Source organism: Streptomyces sp. TG1A-60 (genome assembly GCF_037201975.1).
Classification (GTDB): Bacteria; Actinomycetota; Actinomycetes; order Streptomycetales; family Streptomycetaceae; genus Streptomyces.
On the sequence record NZ_CP147520.1, the window covers coordinates 6,674,587 to 6,690,754 of the forward strand.

Here is a 16,168-nt window from a genome sequence, read left to right on the forward strand (position 1 = left end):
AAGCCCCGGCTTCTACGACGGCGGCCGGCCGAGGTCCCGCAGCGCGGTGACCGCCCGGTCGGCGATCTCCTCGGGCGCGCCCGCCACATCGACCGCGACGCCCGCCTCGTCCGCCTCCAGCGGCTGCAGCGTGGCGAACTGCGAGTCGAGCAGCGCCGTCGGCATGAAGTGCCCCTTCCGGTGGGACACCCGGTTCTCGATCAACGCGCGGTCACCGACGAGGTGCACGAAGACCAGCCCGGGCTCGGCCGCTCGCAGCCGGTCCCGGTAGACGCGCTTGAGCGCCGAACAGCTCACCACCCCGCCGAGCCCGGCCCGGCCGCGGGCCCACGCGCCGATGGCGTCCAGCCACGGCCCCCGGTCCGCGTCGTCCAGCGGTGTCCCGGCCGACATCTTGGCGACATTGGCCTCGGGGTGGAAGTCGTCGCCCTCGGCGTACGGAACGCCGAGCCGGGCCGCGAGCAGGAGACCGATCGTTGTCTTCCCGGTGCCTGACACGCCCATCACCACCACGACGACATGAGGGGTACGCATCGCTACCTCGCTGTCTTCGTCGACATCTGAGACGTCACCCGACGTCGACGACACTGAAAATCATTAGATAAGATGAATTCAAGCCCTTGACCTCAATAAGTCTGACTTTTCCTTCCCTCCCTCATCCTCGTACCTTGAGCCCCATGACCACACCGGGCTCGGGCTGCACGGGCGCTTACTGGAGACCCTCGGGTCGGCGATCACCGCGGGCGAGTACCCACCGGGCAGCGTGTTGCGCACGGACGAACTCGCCCAGACCTTCGAGGTGTCCCGCTCGGTGATGCGCGAGGCGGTCCGCGTCCTGGAGTCCTTGCACCTGGTCGAGTCGCGCCGCCGGGTCGGCGTGATCGTCCGCACGCCCGCCGAGCGGAACGTCTACGACCCCCAGGTCATCCGCCGGCGCCTCGCCGGCGCCGACCGGACCCGCCGACTGCGCTCGCTCACGGTCCTGCGCTCCGCCGTCGAACCCATCGCCGCGGGCCTCGCCGCCCGCCACGCCACCGCCGAACAGTGCGCCGAACTCACCGAGTGCGCCGTCGGTATGGTCGCCAACTCACGCGGCCACAGGCTGGAGGGCTACCTCCACCACGACGTCATGTTCGACGATCCCGATCCCGCCGCCGTGACCCTCCACGCCCAGGTGGCCATCCGCGAACACGACGCCCCCCGAGCCGAGCGACTCACCCGGGAAATCACCGTGGGCGCGCTCCAGGAGCTGGACACCCTCGCCCCCGACGGCCACTCCCCGACCGCCGATTGAACAGGGGCCGTTGAGAAGGTCCGCCAGCTCTCTAGGCCAGGAACTCCCCGTCCACATACACCCAGGCCCCGTCCACCCGCTCGAACCGGCTCCGCTCATGCAGCGAGCCACCCCGGAACGAGGCGCGGAAGGTGACGCTCCCGGTGGAGTGGAAGGCAGAGCCGTCGCTCGTGTCGAGGATGTCGAGGCCGGTCCAGCGCATGGTCGTGTCGAAGTCGACGCCGGCGGGCCGCGTCCGGGTGTGCCAGGTCCGCAGGAGGTACGCCTCGTCCCGTACGACGAACGCGCTGTACCGCGAGCGCATCAGCGCCTCGGCGGTCGGCGCGGCGGCGGCACCGGAGTGACAGCGCCCGCAGCAGGCCTCGTACACCTCGGGCAGCCCGCAAGGGCACGTACGAGGAGCCTGCGAAGAGGCCCTCGGAGAACTCTTCGACCTACCCTTGGAACCGCTGCGGCGCGACGACATGACCGCCATTCTGCCCGGCCCGCCGCCCGCCGCCCGCCGCCCGCCGCCCGCCGCCCGCCGCCCGCCGGCCCCGAGCGGAGTCCGCGTCGGCCTGCGCGGAGCCCGCGTTCGTCGGCGATACGGCGGCCGGGCCGGAAGTCCGGAGCCCTTCGGTGACGGCAACGGCGGCAGCGCGACCTCGTGTGGCCACGCCCTGAACAGGTCGTCCAGCGGCCCTTCCGCGTACCGCGCGGCGGGCGCGGTGAAGGCCGTCGTCGTGACGGCGCCGCGCGGGTGGACGGTCGCCCACCCGCGCAGCATGCGGAAGAAGGCGTCGACGCCGAGGGCGCAGCGGACGGCATGGACCGTGAGGCCGCCGCGTTCGTAGAGCCGGTCGTCGAACATCAGCTTGCGGCCGGGGTCGGCCGGCCGCAGATCCCGCGGGAGCGCGGCGAGCTTCCGGTGCGCGACGCCGGCCAGTTGCCGCGCCGTGGCGCCAGGCCAGCCACATCTCCTCGCAGGACGCGTCGAAGGCCACCGACAGCCCGGCCATCACGGGCCCCACCGAGAAGCGGGCCGATCCGTCGAGTCCCTCCGCCGGTTCCCCGTCGAGCAGGGTGAGGTCAGGACTCTCGTGCACGGCGGCCAGCGGGTCCTCGCCTTTCGAACCCGGGCCATCCGGGGGCGCCGAAGGGCCCGCAGGTCTGCCTGGGGACCTTTCCGGGCCGGCGCCGAACAAGCCCCACACGGTAGTGCTCGGGTGCCTACGGCCTGTCGTGTCGGCCAAGCGGGGGCATCCGCAGAGCGAACCGCAGGTGCGCGGGCACATCATGTGACCTGGGCTTTCTCGGGCGGAGAGAGAAGTCTCCCACTCCCACATCGGCCCTCACACGCACGAGGGCCGCGACCTGATGGTCGCGGCCCTCGCCACTGTGTGTCCGAGGGGGGACTTGAACCCCCACGCCCGATAAAGGGCACTAGCACCTCAAGCTAGCGCGTCTGCCATTCCGCCACCCGGACAGGGTGTCTGTCGTGCGGGTTTCCCTCGCGGCGACGGAGAAAACACTACCAGGCTTTCGGGGGCTCTCGATCACACCCCGTCCAGGTGACGGCTGGGCGTGAACGGCTTGTGACGGGCCGGTCCCGGTCTTGGGGCGAGCGGTGGGACAGGAGGAGGATGCGGGGGAACCAGCAGCAGCGACAGTGGGAGGAACCAGCGTGAGCGAGACGGACACGGGCAGGCGCGTGACCGGCGAGGACGAGGTCGTCGACCTCTGCCGTGAGCTGATCCAGATCGACACCAGCAACTTCGGCGACCACTCGGGCCCGGGTGAGCGCAAGGCGGCCGAGTACGTCGCCGAGAAGCTCGCCGAGGTGGGGCTCGAACCGAAGATCTTCGAGTCGCACCCGGGCCGCGCCTCCACGGTGGCCCGCATCGAGGGTGAGGACCCGTCCCGGCCCGCGCTGCTCATCCACGGCCACACCGACGTCGTACCGGCCAACGCGGCGGACTGGACCCACCACCCGTTCTCCGGAGAGGTCGCGGACGGCTGTGTGTGGGGCCGGGGCGCGGTCGACATGAAGGACATGGACGCGATGACGCTGGCGGTCGTCCGCGACCGGCTGCGCAGCGGTCGCAGGCCCCCGCGCGACATCGTGCTCGCCTTCCTCGCCGACGAGGAGGCCGGCGGCACGTACGGGGCGAAGCACCTCGTCAAGAACCACGCCGATCTCTTCGAGGGCGTCACCGAGGCGATCAGCGAGGTGGGCGGGTTCTCGTTCACCGTGAGCGAGCAGCGGCGGCTCTATCTGATCCAGACGGCCGAGAAGGGCATGCACTGGATGAAGCTCACCGTGGCCGGCACGGCCGGGCACGGATCGATGATCCACCGGGACAACGCCATCACCGAACTGTCGGAGGCGGTCGCGCGGCTCGGCCGGCATACGTTCCCGGTACGGGTCACCAAGACCACCCGGGCCTTCCTCGACGAGCTCGGCGACGCGCTCGGCACCGAGCTCGACCCGGAGAACATGGAGGGCACCCTCGCCAGGCTCGGTGGCATCGCCAAGCTCATCGGCGCGACCCTCAGCAACACCGCCAACCCGACGCAGCTCGGCGCCGGCTACAAGGTCAACGTCATTCCGGGCGAGGCCACCGCGCATGTCGACGGGCGGTTCCTGCCCGGGTTCGAGGAGGAGTTCCTCGCCGACCTCGACAAGATCCTCGGCCCGAAGGTGCGACGCGAGGACGTGCACTCCGACAAGGCCCTGGAGACCTCCTTCGACGGGGCGCTCGTGGACGCCATGCAGTCCGCGCTGCTCGCCGAGGACCCGGCGGCCAAGGCGGTCCCGTACATGCTCTCCGGCGGTACGGACGCCAAGTCCTTCGACGACCTCGGCATCCGCGGCTTCGGCTTCGCGCCACTCAAGCTGCCGCCTGAGCTGGACTTCGCGGGCATGTTCCACGGCGTCGACGAAAGGGTGCCGGTGGAGGGTCTGAAGTTCGGTGTGCGTGTGCTCGACCGTTTCATCGGCGCGTCCTGACCTTCCGCGACGGGTCCCTGGCGATCCCCGACCGGCCTGAACTGCCTTGGTCCTGTTCGGAATTGCGCGCTGAAACGAGGCCCCGTCGCTCCGTGAATCGGTCGCATGTGCGAAGGTCAACCGTGTCGGGTGAATCCGACCATAAGCTCGTAGCTCCATTACTCCTTCCTCGTTACAGGTGGTGTGACTCGCTACTTGGGGTCGCTTTGCCAACAAGGAGGAACAATGCTCAAGAAGGTCGTCGCCACTGCGGCTGCCACCGGTGGTCTGGTTCTCGCGGGTGCGGGTCTGGCCGTCGCCGACGCCGGCGCCCAGGGTGCCGCCGTGCACTCCCCGGGTGTCGCGTCCGGCAACGTCGTCCAGGTGCCGGTTCACGTCCCCGTGAACGTGTGCGGCAACACGGTCTCGGTGATCGGGCTGCTGAACCCCGCCTTCGGCAACACCTGCATCAACAAGTGACGTTGTGTCTCACCCGGTGAGGGTCTGAATAACCGTCGGCCCCGGAGTGCGCGCCATGCACTCCGGGGCCGTCCGGTCTCTCGACAAGGTGCAGAAGAATCAGAACATAGGGCTAAGGCAGGTAATTCAGCAATGCGACAGGTCACCCGCAAAGGCCTCGTGACGGTGGCAGCCGCGTCCGGCGTGTTCGCCGCGGCGGGAGGTTACGCGCACGCCGACTCCGGTGCGCAGGGCTCCGCCATGAACTCGCCGGGCGTGCTGTCCGGTAACACCGTGCAGGCGCCGGTGGAGGCCGAGGTCAACGTCTGCGGCAACACCGTGAACGTGGCCGGGCTGCTCAACCCCGCGGCGGGCAACAAGTGCTCCAACGGCGCGGCCGGCCAGCACGGCGGCGGTTCCGGTTCGTCGCACGGGGGCTCCCAGGCCCGCGGTCACGCCAGTGACTCGCCGGGTGTGGCGTCCGGGAACAATGTGCAGGTTCCGGTCCATGTGCCGGTCAACGTGTGCGGTAACGGTGTCGATGTGGTCGGGGTCGGTAACCCGGTCGCGGACGGCGACTGTTTCAACGGCGGTTACGGTTCGTCGTACGGTGGTGGGTCGCACGCGGACGGTCATGCCAGTGACTCGCCGGGTGTGGCGTCGGGGAACAGTGTGCAGGTTCCGGTCCATGTGCCGGTCAACGTGTGCGGTAACGGTGTCGATGTGGTCGGGGTCGGTAACCCGGTCGCGGACGGCGACTGTTTCAACGGCGGTTACGGTTCGTCGTACGGTGGTGGGTCGCACGCGGACGGTCATGCCAGTGACTCGCCGGGTGTGGCGTCGGGGAACAGTGTGCAGGTTCCGGTCCATGTGCCGGTCAACGTGTGCGGTAACGGTGTCGATGTGGTCGGGGTCGGTAACCCGGTCGCGGACGGCGACTGTTTCAACGGCGGTTACGGTTCGTCGTACGGTGGTGGGTCGCACGCGGACGGTCATGCCAGTGACTCGCCGGGTGTGGCGTCGGGGAACAGTGTGCAGGTTCCGGTCCATGTGCCGGTCAACGTGTGCGGTAACGGTGTCGATGTGGTCGGGGTCGGTAACCCGGTCGCGGACGGCGACTGTTTCAACGGCGGTTACGGTTCGTCGTACGGTGGTGGGTCGCACGCGGACGGTCATGCCAGTGACTCGCCGGGTGTGGCGTCGGGGAACAGTGTGCAGGTTCCGGTCCATGTGCCGGTCAGCCTGTGCGGCAACAACATCAGCGTGATCGGTATCGGCAACGGGGTCACGGGCGACGACTGCGGGAACTCAGGCGGCGGAGGGGCGCACGAGAACCCGCCCGTCGGCCACCAGAACCCGCCGGGCGACTCCGCCGAGTCGTCCCCGCAGGTACCGGGTGAGCCGGGACAGCCCGCCGACGGGGTACCCGCCGGTGACACCAACACCCCGGGTACGCAGACCGTCACCCAGCCCGACGGCGGGGCGCAGCTCGCCCAGACCGGCGCCGACCTGCCGTTGGGTCTCGCCATCCCGGTGGGCGCGGGCGCGCTGATCGGCGGCGCGCTGATCTACCGCAAGGCGCGGGCCGCCGCGCTGTAACCGGGCCCTGCGGACACGAACGGAGCGGGCCCCGCACCAGCGGGGCCCGCTCCGTTTCGCTCTGCCTACTCACCATGTGGCGCGCACCTGGCGGATGATCCGTCGGCGTAACCGCACCCTGCGGCTGCCATCACGCAGCAGGCTCAGTCGGTCCAACTCCCAGTGTCCGTACTCGGCATGGTCCGTCAGCAGGCGTGTGGCGTCCTTGCGGGAGATCCCGCGCGGTACGTACACGTCGACAAATTCGTATTCCGGCATCGGTATCTATTGTGCGGGCTGGGGCCCGGTACGGATAGCGTCTGCACTATGTCTGATGCTGCGCAGCCCACCGCTGCCGAGGTACGCGCCGCCGCCGAGGCGGTCAAGACCGCGCTCGACCGCCACCTGGCCGCGGTCGAACGCCGGTCGGGTGAGGACGACCCGGCCGTCTACGAGGCGTTCAACGAGCTGGCCGCGGCCGCCGAGGAGTACGACGAACTGCTCTACGACCGCTACGACGAGGTCACTCCCTTCGAGATCCCCGGCACCGAGGACATGCCGCCGTACACCGGCCCCGAGGAACCCAGCGCGCTCAGCGTGCTGATCCGCCGGGACTACGCGGTGGTCGAACCGCAGCGGTTGCTGGCGCAGGCGCAGCGGGTGGAGGCGGCGGAGGAACCGCCGGCTTCGGCGCCGGCCGCAGTGGCCGGCGGCACGGTGCACGGGGCGCTGAGACTGCTCTTCGGGGAGTTCGAACCGGACGAGATCGCTTCCCGGCACAAGGAGTTCGGTCTGGAGGAGGGCGACTCCACGCTCTGGGTGACCGCCGCGGACGACGCCGCCGAGCCCGGCGAGTGGCTGGAGGCGCCGTTCGAGCAGGTCGATCCGCAGCGGGTCGTATGCCGCTTCGACGTCAGCGCGGTCTTCGACGAGGAGCCGGATGACGACGACCTCGACGACGACCTCGTTCTCGAACCCGTCCTAGACGAAGACGAGGACCTGGACCCCCTGGACGCGAACCGCTAGCGCGGGGCTGGGTGGTTTGGGCGCCCAGTAGCCCGGGGTGTCCGCTGGTTGGTTCGGCGGGTGCGGGTGCGGGTGCGGGTGCGGGTGCGGCGTGGCTGGTCGCGCAGTCCCCGCGCCCCTGAAACGGCCCGGCCCCGCCCAGCTGCGGGCAGTCGTGCCGCTGGGGGCGATGGGGGAAGGCGGGCACAGCGGCACCCCGCTCGCGCCGGTGAGCGAAATCCACCCCCGCTCAGCCGTGGCCCTCGCGGCCTGTCAATCGGCTGAGGGCCCCTGGGCCCGCAAGAGTGCCGGCAGCCGTGTGGTGCGTGGCTTGGCGGGGATCTCGGCGACCGCGCGGGGCAGGGCCTGCTCAACGCCGTGGACCACGGACAGGTGCCGCTCGGCGCGACCGAAGGCCGTGTAGACCCAGGGTCGGGACAGCGCCTGCGCCGCGTCACCGGGCAGCACCACGACCGCGGCAGGCCACCGGTGCCCCACGGCCTGGTGCGCGGTCAGCGCCCACCCGTGCCGCACGGTCCGCTCGACGCGCTCCTTCGCTACGACGACGGCCGTGCCCGCGCACTCCAGGTGCAGCCCCTCGGCGTCGGCCTTCACCACCCGACCCGGGGTCGTCCGGCCCGGCGCGGGGGAGTAGGCCACCCGGTCCCCGGGGTCGAACCCGCCGAAGCGGCCCGGCCCGGGGTTCAGCCGCTCCTTGAGCGCGGTGTTGAGCGCACGTGTACCCGCCGCGCCGCCATGCCCCGGGGTGATCACCTGCACCTGCTCGGCGGGGATCCCGAACGCTCTCGGCACCGAGTCCACGACGAGCTGCGCGGTCCGGTGCACCGCCTCACCGGCGTCCCGCACCGGCACGATCACGACCTCCTTGCCTGGAGCGTCGACCTGGTTCAGCTCCCCGATGCCGATCCCGGAGACCAACTCCCCGAGGGGCCCGGGGTCGGGCGTGCGCGAGGCGACCTGCGGGCAGGTGCGGGCGGCAAGCAGATCCGCGAAGACGCGGCCCGGCCCGGCGGACCACAGCACCCCTGGATCGCCGCTGAGGACCAGCCGCACCCCGTCGGGCAGCGACTCGGCGAGCACCGCTGCGGTCTCGACGTCCAACTGGGGAGCGTCCAGGACCACGAGAAGATCGAGGTCCAGCGCACCGTCGGCATCACGGCCCGGCCCCTCGGTGCCGGACAGCAGCCCGGTGAGGGTCGTCACGGCGGTGTCGCCTGCCTCGCCGGCGCCCAGCCGGGACGCGAACCGCCTTCGTCCGTCCGCGCTGTGCGTCGCCGCGTACGCCCGCAGCCCGAACGCCCGCGCGGCGGTGATCAGCGCCGCCGGTTCCGCGAGGGCCGCCTCGCCACCGGTGTGCAGCACGAGCCCGTGTGCGGCCACGGCGCGGATCAGCTCCCCGGTGGGACGCGGTACCGACGCGGCTGCCGAGGACCAGTCCGTCGCGTCTTCCCCGGGCAGGGAGTTCACGACCCGGGCGAGTCCGTCGGCGAGGCTCTCCTCGGCGAGGGCATAGCGCTCCAGGCCGATGAGGACGCGGACCGGGCGCTCCTCCCGCGCCCCGTCGTCCTCGGCGTCGCCGACCGCGTCGGCCGACACGGCCGCGGATCGCGTCGCGGAGGGGGCGTCGTCGAGGACGTCCTGGAAGACCAGGGCCTCGCCTTCGGCGACAGTGCTCTGCACGGCACCGTCGGGGTCGGGAACGGACCGCTGGGCGAGCGCGGCGGCGAGGGCCGGCGCCTCCAGCGCGGTATGCCCGGCGACAGCCGCCTGTTCCAGCAGCCACACGGTGACCGCCCGGCCCCGCCGCTCGTCGTCCGGGCCGCACTCCGCGCCGAGCAGCGCCCGCGCGAACCCGTCGGCCTGCTCCGGCCGGACCCCGGGAACCCGCAGCAACTGCCAGGGATCCTCGCGCAGCCGAGCGCCCGCACCCTCCCCCAGTGCTTCGGTGACCTGCGCCACCAGCGCCTCGGGGGCGCCGCCCTCGGCCAGCACCGCGCGCACGGCCTCGACGGTCTCGCCCGAGGCGGCCGGCGGACCAGCTGCGGGCGCCACGGTCCGCGGTCGCCGCGCCGGCTCCGGCGAGGGCCGACGCGGGGCCGGCTCCGGCTCATCGAAGACGGTGGCCGGCGGCTTCCGGCCGCCTTCCACGGCCCGTACGGCGGCCAGCAGTTCGGCGGCCGTCCCGCTGAGCTTGGCCCCGCTCGCGATCGGCGCCGCCTTCTCGGCCTTCCGCCGCTCGATCCGCTCCCGCTCCAACCGCTGCGCCGCCAACTCGCCCCGCGCCTCGGACACATCGGGCGCGGCTTCGGCGCCGTCGGTTCCGGTGCCCGCCGAGTCGCCGTCCCCGTCGATGGCCTCGCTCGCGTCCACGGCCTCCCGGTCGCCGGGTGTGCCGTCGGCCGGGGGGGTCCCGTCGGCGGGCGTGCCCTCGCCCCGCCCCCCGGCTCGTCCGTCTCCGTGGTCGCGGGCTCCGTGCTCACAGCGTGCTCCAGTCGTGATCGGGATAGCGGTGCACAGGCGCCGACACGTCGTCGAGGGCCCGGCAGATCTCGTCAGGAAGACTAAGGGTTTCCGCTGACAATGCCCCCGTGAGCTGCAGCGCGTTGCGCGCGCCGATGATGGGCGCGGCCACGCCGGGCCGGTCACGCACCCAGGCGAGGGCCACCTGGAGCGGGGTCACGGCGAGGCCGTCCGCGGCGGTCTGCACGGCGTCCACGATGCCGGTCGCCGTGTCGTCGAGGTAGGGCGCGACGAACGGTGCCATGTGCTCCGAGCCGCCTCGCGAGTCCGGGGGAGTGATGTGGCGGTACTTGGCGGTCAGCACCCCGCGGCCCAGCGGCGAGGACGGGAGCAGACCGACACCCAGATCCAGCGCGGCGGGCAGCACCTCGCGCTCGACGCCGCGTTGCAACAGGGAGTACTCCATCTGCGTACTGGCCAGGCGGGTGCGTATGCCGGGGGCCGCGAGCTGCCAGGTGGCAGCCTTCGCGAGCTGCCAGCCGCAGAAGTTGGAGACCCCGGCGTAACGGGCTCGGCCGCTGCTGACGGCCAGGTCGAGGGCGTGGAGTGTCTCGTCCAGCGGCGTCTCAGGGTCGTAGGCGTGGATGTGCCAGAGGTCGACGTGGTCCGTGCCGAGGCGGGCGAGGGAGGCGTCGAGGGCGGCGAGCAGATGGCCCCGGGAGCCGTCGAAGCGGCGGTCGGGGTCCGGGACACTGCCGGCCTTCGTGGAGATGACCAGGTCGCGGCGGGGCACGAGCCCGTCCATCAGCTGTCCGAGCAGATACTCCGCCTCGCCGTCGCCGTACACGTCGGCCGTGTCGACGAGGGTGCCGCCCGCTTCCCAGAACAGCTTCAACATGTCCGCGGCGTCATGCTCGTCCGTGTCGCGGCCCCAGGTCAGGGTGCCGAGCCCGATCCGGGACACACGCAGGCCGGTACGGCCGAGATGCCTCTGCTCCATGAACGCCGACACTACTGGCCGGACTTCACGGTGTGGGGGCCTGTGGACAACCGATTTCACCGCGCGACCGGCCACGACCCACCCGCACCCGCCCCACGGCCCCACTCCCCGGTAGTGTCGGCCCGACAAGGGACGTTACTGATCGGTAAGGGGAAGGCCATGCAGCTCGGGATCAACCTCGGCTACTGGGGCGCCGGAATGGACGCGGACAATCTGGCCGTGGCCCAGGAGGCCGACCGGCTGGGATACGCGGTGTGCTGGGCCGCGGAGGCCTACGGCTCGGACGCGGCGACGGTGCTCAGCTGGGTCGCCGCCAAGACCGATCGCATCGACGTCGGCTCGGCCATCTTCCAGATCCCGGCCCGGCAGCCCGCGATGACCGCGATGACCGCCGCGACGCTGGACTCGCTCTCCGGCGGGCGTTTCCGGCTGGGGCTCGGTGTGTCCGGACCGCAGGTCTCCGAGGGCTGGTACGGGGTCAAGTTCGACAAGCCGCTCGCCCGCACCCGCGAATACGTGGAGATCGTCCGCAAGGCGATGACCCGCGAGCGCCTGTCGCACGACGGGGAGCACTGGACCCTGCCGCTGCCCGACGGCCCCGGCAAGCCGCTGAAGCTGACGGTGCACCCCACCCGCGAGCACGTCCCGCTGTACATCGCCGCGATCGGCCCGAAGAACCTGGAGCAGACCGGCGAGATCGCCGACGGCGCGCTGCTGATCTTCCCCTCGGCCGCGCACCTGGAGGAGACCGCCGTCAAGTACCTGCGGGCGGGGCGGGAGAAGGCCGGAAAGACCCTCGACGGCTTCGACATCTGCCCGACGCTGCCCCTCGCCGTCGGAGACGACAAGGACGTGGCGACGCTCGCCGACACCTTCCGCCCGTACACCGCGCTGTACGTCGGCGGCATGGGCAGCCGCAAGCAGAACTTCTACAACCAGCTCGCGCGGCGCATGGGTTACGAGAAGGAGGCCGCCGAGATCCAGGACAAGTACCTGGCCGGTGACAAGGCCGGTGCCGCGGCGGCCACCCCGCACGAGCTGATCGACCAGACGACACTGCTCGGTTCCGTGGAGCGCATCGCCGACCGGATGCAGGCCTACGCCGCGGCCGGGGTCACCACGCTCACCCTGGCCCCGGCGGGCTTCACCCTGGACGAGCGGATCGCCTCTCTGCGGGCCGGCTCGGAGGCCATGGAGCGGGCCGGACTCGCGTAACCCGGTCGGCGAGCGGCTGCCGCCCCGGCGGGAACCGACGGGCGACAGCCGGACAGCGGAGCCGGAAAGCACTACGGCCGTGGTGGGGGCTCGGGGGTCTTCCCCGCCACGGCCGTCACCGGGGACAACGCGGCACGGACCCGCTCGGTTACGCACCTTCGCTTCTCGGGCATCCTTCGTTCGGTGGATTTGTCCGACACGGCTATCGCCTGGCTCCTGGTACCCCGTTTGACTCGTTTTCTACTGGGCCCTTGCCGGGATCCCCGCAGAGAGCGGAGAGGTGCCTCAGATGCTGTCGGCCAAGACGGGACGTCAGTCTCGCGTGATGGACCGGATGGGGCGCATCCTGGGCTGGCCGGAGGCCAAGGCAGCCGTCCTCGCCGGCGGCATCCACGTCACGTACGCCTGCGAACGGGCCTTCTTGCTGGCGCCGCATGGTCACGCTGGAGATGCCGGCACGCCGTGACGCACTGGGCGGCCCGGCGACGACGGCCCCGGAGTTCGCCTGAGGCAGGGCACCGGCGCGCCCGCCACGACCGCGCGCGTGGAGCACGTACACACGACAACCGTCTGCCCACGCGCGCGTGCGCATGCACGACGGCTACAGCCAGCCCCGCCGCTTGAAGAGCCGGTACACCAGCAGCTCCGTCACGGCCAACAGCGCGATCAGCGCCGGGTAGGACCATGTCCAGCGGAGTTCGGGCATGTGATCGAAGTTCATGCCGTAGACACCGGCGGCCATGGTGGGGATCGCGGCCATGGCAGCCCAGGCGGAGATCTTCCGCATGTCGTCGTTCTGGCGGACGCTCATCTGCGCCAGATGCGCGGACAGGATGTCGGAGACCAGCCGGTCCAGGCCCTCGACGGACTCGTTGACGCGCGTGAGGTGGTCGCTGACGTCACGGAAGAAGGGCTGGGCCGTCTCGTCGACGAAGGGCACCGCGGTGTTGTGACTGCCCGTGCCCGAGAGCCGGACGAGCGGTGCGGCGAGGGGGCCGGTGGCCCGGCGGAACTCCAGGACCTGGCGCTTGAAGGTGTAGATCCGGGAGGCCGTGTTCCGTGAGCCGCCGGCATCGGGGGAGAAGACCTCCGCCTCCAGTTCCTCCAGGTCGGTCTGGAGCTCGGTCGCCACGTCCAGGTAGTGGTCGACGGTGGCATCGGTGATCGCGTACAGCACGGACGTGGGCCCCTTGCCGAGCAGTTCGGGCTCTTGCTCCAGGCGGTGGCGTACGACGCCCAGGGGTGAGCCGTCGCCGTGGCGGACGGTCACGACGAAGGCGTGGCCGAGGAAGACCATGACCTCGCCGGAGGTGACGGTGTCGCTCGTCGGCTCGTACGCGACCGGCTTGAGGACCATGAAAAGCGAGTCGTCGTACACCTCCAGCTTGGGCCGCTGGTGGGCCTTCAGCGCGTCCTCCACGGCCAGCGGATGCAGCGCGAACTCCTTGGTGACCAGGGCGAACTCCTTCTCCGTCGGCTCGTGCAGGCCGATCCACACGAAGCCGCCGGAGGCGCGGGCGGCGGCCAGGGCGCCGGAGAGGTCGTCGGGGCCCTCGGTGCGGTGGCCGTCGTGATAGACGGCGCAGTCGACGATCACAGGGAGTTCCTTTCTCGGGGAGCATCCCGCCCCCGCCGGAAGCGGGACGCATGCCGCGCGTCTCCATGGAGTTCCGCCGGACGCGGGGATGTCCCGCTTGTCCACAGGGCCCCGGGGCGGTCGCCTGCCACGGCACCGGTGCCGCGACAGGCGGCACTAGGCTGGGCCGCATGCCCACGTTGATCCTTGTCCGGCACGGACGTTCCACCGCCAACACCGATGGAGTGCTCGCCGGGTGGACGCCCGGGGTCGCGCTCGACGAGCGAGGCACCGCGCAGGCCGGGGCGCTGCCCGGCCGCCTCGCCGGGCTGCCGATCGCCGAGGTGGTCACCAGTCCGCTGCAGCGCTGCCGGGAGACGATGCGCCCGCTCCTCGACGCCCGGCCCGAACTCGGCCCGCACACCGACGACCGCATCGGCGAGTGCCACTACGGCGACTGGTCCGGCCGCAAGCTCGCCGAACTGAAGGACGAGCCGCTGATGGAGGTCGTACAGGCCCATCCGACGGCGGCCCGGTTCCCCGGCGGTGAGTCGATGCGCGCCATGCAGCACCGGGCCGCGGAGGCGGTACGGGAGTGGAACGAGCGCGTGGAGCGCGAGCACGGAGCGGACGCCGTGTATGTGATGTGCTCGCACGGCGACATCATCAAGTCGCTCGTGGCGGACGCCCTCGGACTTCATCTGGACCTCTTCCAGCGGATCACTGTCGAACCGTGTTCCATCACCGCGATCCGTTACACACGCCTCAGGCCGTTTCTCGTCCGTCTCGGCGACACCGGGGACCTCTCGTCCCTGGCGCCGCGCGAGGAGCCCCCGGGCGGTGACGCGACCGTCGGGGGCGGTGCGGGAGCACCGTGATCGTCAACCGCAGTAGGGTGAAGCGGTCGCGACGGCGCTGAACCAGTCAGCAGCCCCGAGCGGCCGGCCCCGACGTCGATTCCCATGGAGACAGGCGTGTCCCGTCAGGTGTTCCTCTACGACCCCCCGGACCGCTTCGTGGCCGGCACGGTCGGGCTGCCCGGGCGCCGGACCTTCTTCCTGCAGGCCTCCTCAGGGCAGCGTGTCACCAGTGTGGCCCTGGAGAAGGCCCAGGTCGCCGCGCTCGCCGAGCGCATGGACGAACTGCTCGACGAGGTCGTGCGGCGCAGCGGCGGCAGTGCCGCGGTGCCGGCCGTCGCGCCCACCGAGGTGTCGGACACGGCGCCACTGGAAACCCCCATCGAGGAGGAGTTCCGGGTCGGCACCATGGCGTTGGCCTGGGACGGCGACGAGCAGTGCATGATCATCGAGGCGCAGGCCCTGGTCGAGCTGGACGCCGACTCCGAGGAGGACCTGGCCGAGGCGGAGGAGCGGATGCTCCAGGACGAGGAGAACGGCCCGCCGATGCTCCGCGTCCGCCTCACCGGCACGCAGGCCCGGGCCTTCGCCAAGCGCGCCCTCGACGTCGTCAACGCGGGACGGCCGCCGTGCCCTCTGTGCAGCCTGCCGCTCGATCCGGAGGGACACGTATGTCCGCGCCAGAACGGATACCGGCGCGGGGAGTGACCTCCTCCGCCTCCGCCGAGCCGCCACCCGCCCGGCCATCGGTCGATTCGCCGGCCGGGCCGTTGGTCGAACTGCTGGCCGAGGGTGAGCTGACCGTGCGCGGACAGGTGCGGGAGGCGTCCAACGCCGTGCTGTACTGCACGGTCTCGTACGAGGGACGGCAGGCCGCCTGTGTCTACAAGCCCGTCGCAGGGGAGCGGCCCCTGTGGGACTTCCCCGACGGGACGCTGGCGCAGCGGGAGGTGGCCGCGTACGAGGTGTCCGAGGCGACCGGTTGGGGGCTCGTCCCGCCCACCGTGCTGCGGGACGGTCCGTACGGCGAGGGCATGTGCCAGTTGTGGATCGAGGGCCAGCCCGGGTCCGAGCTGCTGGCGCTGATGGACGGCGAGGAGGCCGGGGAGGGCTGGAAGGCCGTCGGATTCGCCGAGGTCGGGGACGGGAGGGCCGCGCTTCTCGTGCACGCCGACGATCTGCGGCTGCGCCGGCTCGCCGTCCTCGACGCGGTCGTCAACAACGCCGACCGCAAGGGCGGGCATCTGCTCCCCGCCGCCGAGGGGCGGTTGTACGGTATCGACCACGGGGTCACCTTCAACGTCGAGAACAAGCTGCGGACGTTGTTGTGGGGATGGGCCGGGGAGCCGCTCACCGGTGAGGCCGTCGAGGTGCTGCGGCAGCTGCGGGACGCGCTCGGTCAGGGCGGGGAGCTGGCGGCGAAGCTGTCGGCACTGATCACACCGGCCGAGCTGGACGCCACGCGGGAGCGGGTCGCCGCGCTCCTGACGAGCGGACGGCACCCGGAGCCGAGCGGCGAGTGGCCGGCGATCCCGTGGCCACCGGTCTGAGGGCACCCCTCACGTGTGGAGCAGGGGGCGTGCTTCGTCAGGGGCACGGGGAACTGTGCGCTCAGCCACATACCAGCGGCAGCCGCAGGACAGGGCGCACACCGAGTCAGGCGCCCTGTCCACGTGTCAGCCGCGGTCGCGCAGCAGGGCGTGCCCCCGAGCGGACAGGCACCCGGCTTGGCCGC

The 16,168-nt window shown here is 71.5% G+C and carries 15 protein-coding genes, 1 tRNA gene and 2 pseudogenes; 11 read left to right on the forward strand and 7 right to left on the reverse strand.

What is annotated here, in order from left to right; genetic code table 11:
- Positions 1-12: 12 nt before the first annotated feature.
- Positions 13-534 (reverse strand): gluconokinase, encoded by a 522-nt coding sequence (locus WBG99_RS29195; protein WP_338899155.1) that lies wholly within the window; start codon positions 532-534, stop codon positions 13-15.
- A 163-nt stretch (positions 535-697) separates the two neighbouring features.
- Between WBG99_RS29195 and WBG99_RS29200 the strand changes: the two genes are divergently transcribed.
- Positions 698-1,294: a GntR family transcriptional regulator gene (locus WBG99_RS29200; protein ID WP_338900522.1), complete on the forward strand. Its 597-nt coding sequence runs from the start codon at positions 698-700 to the stop codon at positions 1,292-1,294.
- Positions 1,295-1,325: 31 nt separating this feature from the next.
- Here the strand turns inward: WBG99_RS29200 and WBG99_RS29205 are convergent, their stop codons facing one another.
- Positions 1,326-1,760: a YchJ family metal-binding protein gene (locus tag WBG99_RS29205; RefSeq protein WP_338899156.1), complete on the reverse strand. Its 435-nt coding sequence runs from the start codon at positions 1,758-1,760 to the stop codon at positions 1,326-1,328.
- A 914-nt stretch (positions 1,761-2,674) separates the two neighbouring features.
- A tRNA-Leu gene (locus WBG99_RS29210) sits at positions 2,675-2,759 on the reverse strand.
- Between the two features lie 198 nt (positions 2,760-2,957).
- Between WBG99_RS29210 and WBG99_RS29215 the strand changes: the two genes are divergently transcribed.
- The 4 genes and pseudogenes from WBG99_RS29215 (at position 2,958) to WBG99_RS29230 (ending at position 6,320) form a co-directional block, all read left to right on the forward strand.
- On the forward strand, positions 2,958-4,283 hold the full coding sequence (locus WBG99_RS29215) for a M20/M25/M40 family metallo-hydrolase (protein ID WP_338899157.1): 1,326 nt from the start codon (positions 2,958-2,960) through the stop codon (positions 4,281-4,283).
- 225 nt (positions 4,284-4,508) lie between these two features.
- On the forward strand, positions 4,509-4,742 hold the full coding sequence (gene chpH, locus WBG99_RS29220; protein ID WP_338899158.1) for a chaplin ChpH: 234 nt from the start codon (positions 4,509-4,511) through the stop codon (positions 4,740-4,742).
- 132 nt (positions 4,743-4,874) lie between these two features.
- Positions 4,875-5,447, forward strand: a pseudogene (locus tag WBG99_RS29225) (chaplin); the annotation flags it as partial.
- Between the two features lie 108 nt (positions 5,448-5,555).
- Positions 5,556-6,320, forward strand: coding sequence for a chaplin (locus tag WBG99_RS29230; RefSeq protein WP_338900523.1), 765 nt, complete (start codon positions 5,556-5,558; stop codon positions 6,318-6,320).
- Between the two features lie 69 nt (positions 6,321-6,389).
- Here WBG99_RS29230 and WBG99_RS29235 read toward each other — a convergent pair whose 3' ends face one another.
- Complete coding sequence (locus tag WBG99_RS29235; protein ID WP_338899159.1) at positions 6,390-6,578, reverse strand: DUF5703 family protein; 189 nt, start codon at positions 6,576-6,578, stop codon at positions 6,390-6,392.
- A gap of 48 nt (positions 6,579-6,626) precedes the next feature.
- On the opposite strand from WBG99_RS29235, the gene WBG99_RS29240 reads away from it, so the two are divergent.
- Complete coding sequence (locus WBG99_RS29240) at positions 6,627-7,325, forward strand: hypothetical protein (protein ID WP_338899160.1); 699 nt, start codon at positions 6,627-6,629, stop codon at positions 7,323-7,325.
- Positions 7,326-7,577: 252 nt separating this feature from the next.
- Here WBG99_RS29240 and WBG99_RS29245 read toward each other — a convergent pair whose 3' ends face one another.
- Positions 7,578-9,695 (reverse strand): helix-hairpin-helix domain-containing protein, encoded by a 2,118-nt coding sequence (locus WBG99_RS29245; protein ID WP_338899161.1) that lies wholly within the window; start codon positions 9,693-9,695, stop codon positions 7,578-7,580.
- 106 nt (positions 9,696-9,801) lie between these two features.
- Positions 9,802-10,785 (reverse strand): aldo/keto reductase, encoded by a 984-nt coding sequence (locus WBG99_RS29250; protein ID WP_338899162.1) that lies wholly within the window; start codon positions 10,783-10,785, stop codon positions 9,802-9,804.
- Between the two features lie 159 nt (positions 10,786-10,944).
- Between WBG99_RS29250 and WBG99_RS29255 the strand changes: the two genes are divergently transcribed.
- Both WBG99_RS29255 and WBG99_RS29260 read left to right on the forward strand, forming a co-directional pair.
- Positions 10,945-12,000: an LLM class F420-dependent oxidoreductase gene (locus tag WBG99_RS29255; RefSeq protein WP_338899163.1), complete on the forward strand. Its 1,056-nt coding sequence runs from the start codon at positions 10,945-10,947 to the stop codon at positions 11,998-12,000.
- Between the two features lie 305 nt (positions 12,001-12,305).
- Positions 12,306-12,509, forward strand: a pseudogene (locus tag WBG99_RS29260) (ferritin-like domain-containing protein); the annotation flags it as partial.
- Between the two features lie 92 nt (positions 12,510-12,601).
- On the opposite strand, the gene WBG99_RS29265 reads toward WBG99_RS29260, so the two are convergent.
- A complete protein-coding gene (locus tag WBG99_RS29265; protein ID WP_338899164.1) occupies positions 12,602-13,597 on the reverse strand; it encodes a magnesium and cobalt transport protein CorA in 996 nt (331 codons plus the stop codon).
- 170 nt (positions 13,598-13,767) lie between these two features.
- On the opposite strand from WBG99_RS29265, the gene WBG99_RS29270 reads away from it, so the two are divergent.
- The 3 genes from WBG99_RS29270 to WBG99_RS29280 all read left to right on the forward strand — a co-directional run bounded on the left by WBG99_RS29270 (position 13,768) and on the right by WBG99_RS29280 (position 15,983).
- Positions 13,768-14,454 carry a histidine phosphatase family protein gene (locus WBG99_RS29270; protein ID WP_338899165.1) on the forward strand — a complete coding sequence of 229 codons (687 nt, stop codon included), beginning with the start codon at positions 13,768-13,770 and terminating at the stop codon, positions 14,452-14,454.
- Between the two features lie 96 nt (positions 14,455-14,550).
- Complete coding sequence (locus WBG99_RS29275; protein ID WP_338899166.1) at positions 14,551-15,141, forward strand: DUF3090 domain-containing protein; 591 nt, start codon at positions 14,551-14,553, stop codon at positions 15,139-15,141.
- Positions 15,105-15,983: an SCO1664 family protein gene (locus WBG99_RS29280; RefSeq protein ID WP_338899167.1), complete on the forward strand. Its 879-nt coding sequence runs from the start codon at positions 15,105-15,107 to the stop codon at positions 15,981-15,983. Before WBG99_RS29275 ends, WBG99_RS29280 begins: the two co-directional genes overlap by 37 nt.
- Positions 15,984-16,168 lie beyond the last annotated feature (185 nt).

Coding starts and splice junctions, on each gene's coding strand:
- chpH (WP_338899158.1), top strand. CDS start 4,509: ATGCTCAAGAAGGTCGTCGCCACTGCGGCTGCCACCGGTGGTCTGGTT.
- WBG99_RS29255 (WP_338899163.1), top strand. CDS start 10,945: ATGCAGCTCGGGATCAACCTCGGCTACTGGGGCGCCGGAATGGACGCG.
- WBG99_RS29235 (WP_338899159.1), bottom strand. CDS start 6,578: ATGCCGGAATACGAATTTGTCGACGTGTACGTACCGCGCGGGATCTCC.
- WBG99_RS29205 (WP_338899156.1), bottom strand. CDS start 1,760: ATGTCGTCGCGCCGCAGCGGTTCCAAGGGTAGGTCGAAGAGTTCTCCG.
- WBG99_RS29270 (WP_338899165.1), top strand. CDS start 13,768: ATGCCCACGTTGATCCTTGTCCGGCACGGACGTTCCACCGCCAACACC.
- WBG99_RS29250 (WP_338899162.1), bottom strand. CDS start 10,785: ATGGAGCAGAGGCATCTCGGCCGTACCGGCCTGCGTGTGTCCCGGATC.
- WBG99_RS29240 (WP_338899160.1), top strand. CDS start 6,627: ATGTCTGATGCTGCGCAGCCCACCGCTGCCGAGGTACGCGCCGCCGCC.
- WBG99_RS29280 (WP_338899167.1), top strand. CDS start 15,105: ATGTCCGCGCCAGAACGGATACCGGCGCGGGGAGTGACCTCCTCCGCC.
- WBG99_RS29195 (WP_338899155.1), bottom strand. CDS start 534: ATGCGTACCCCTCATGTCGTCGTGGTGGTGATGGGCGTGTCAGGCACC.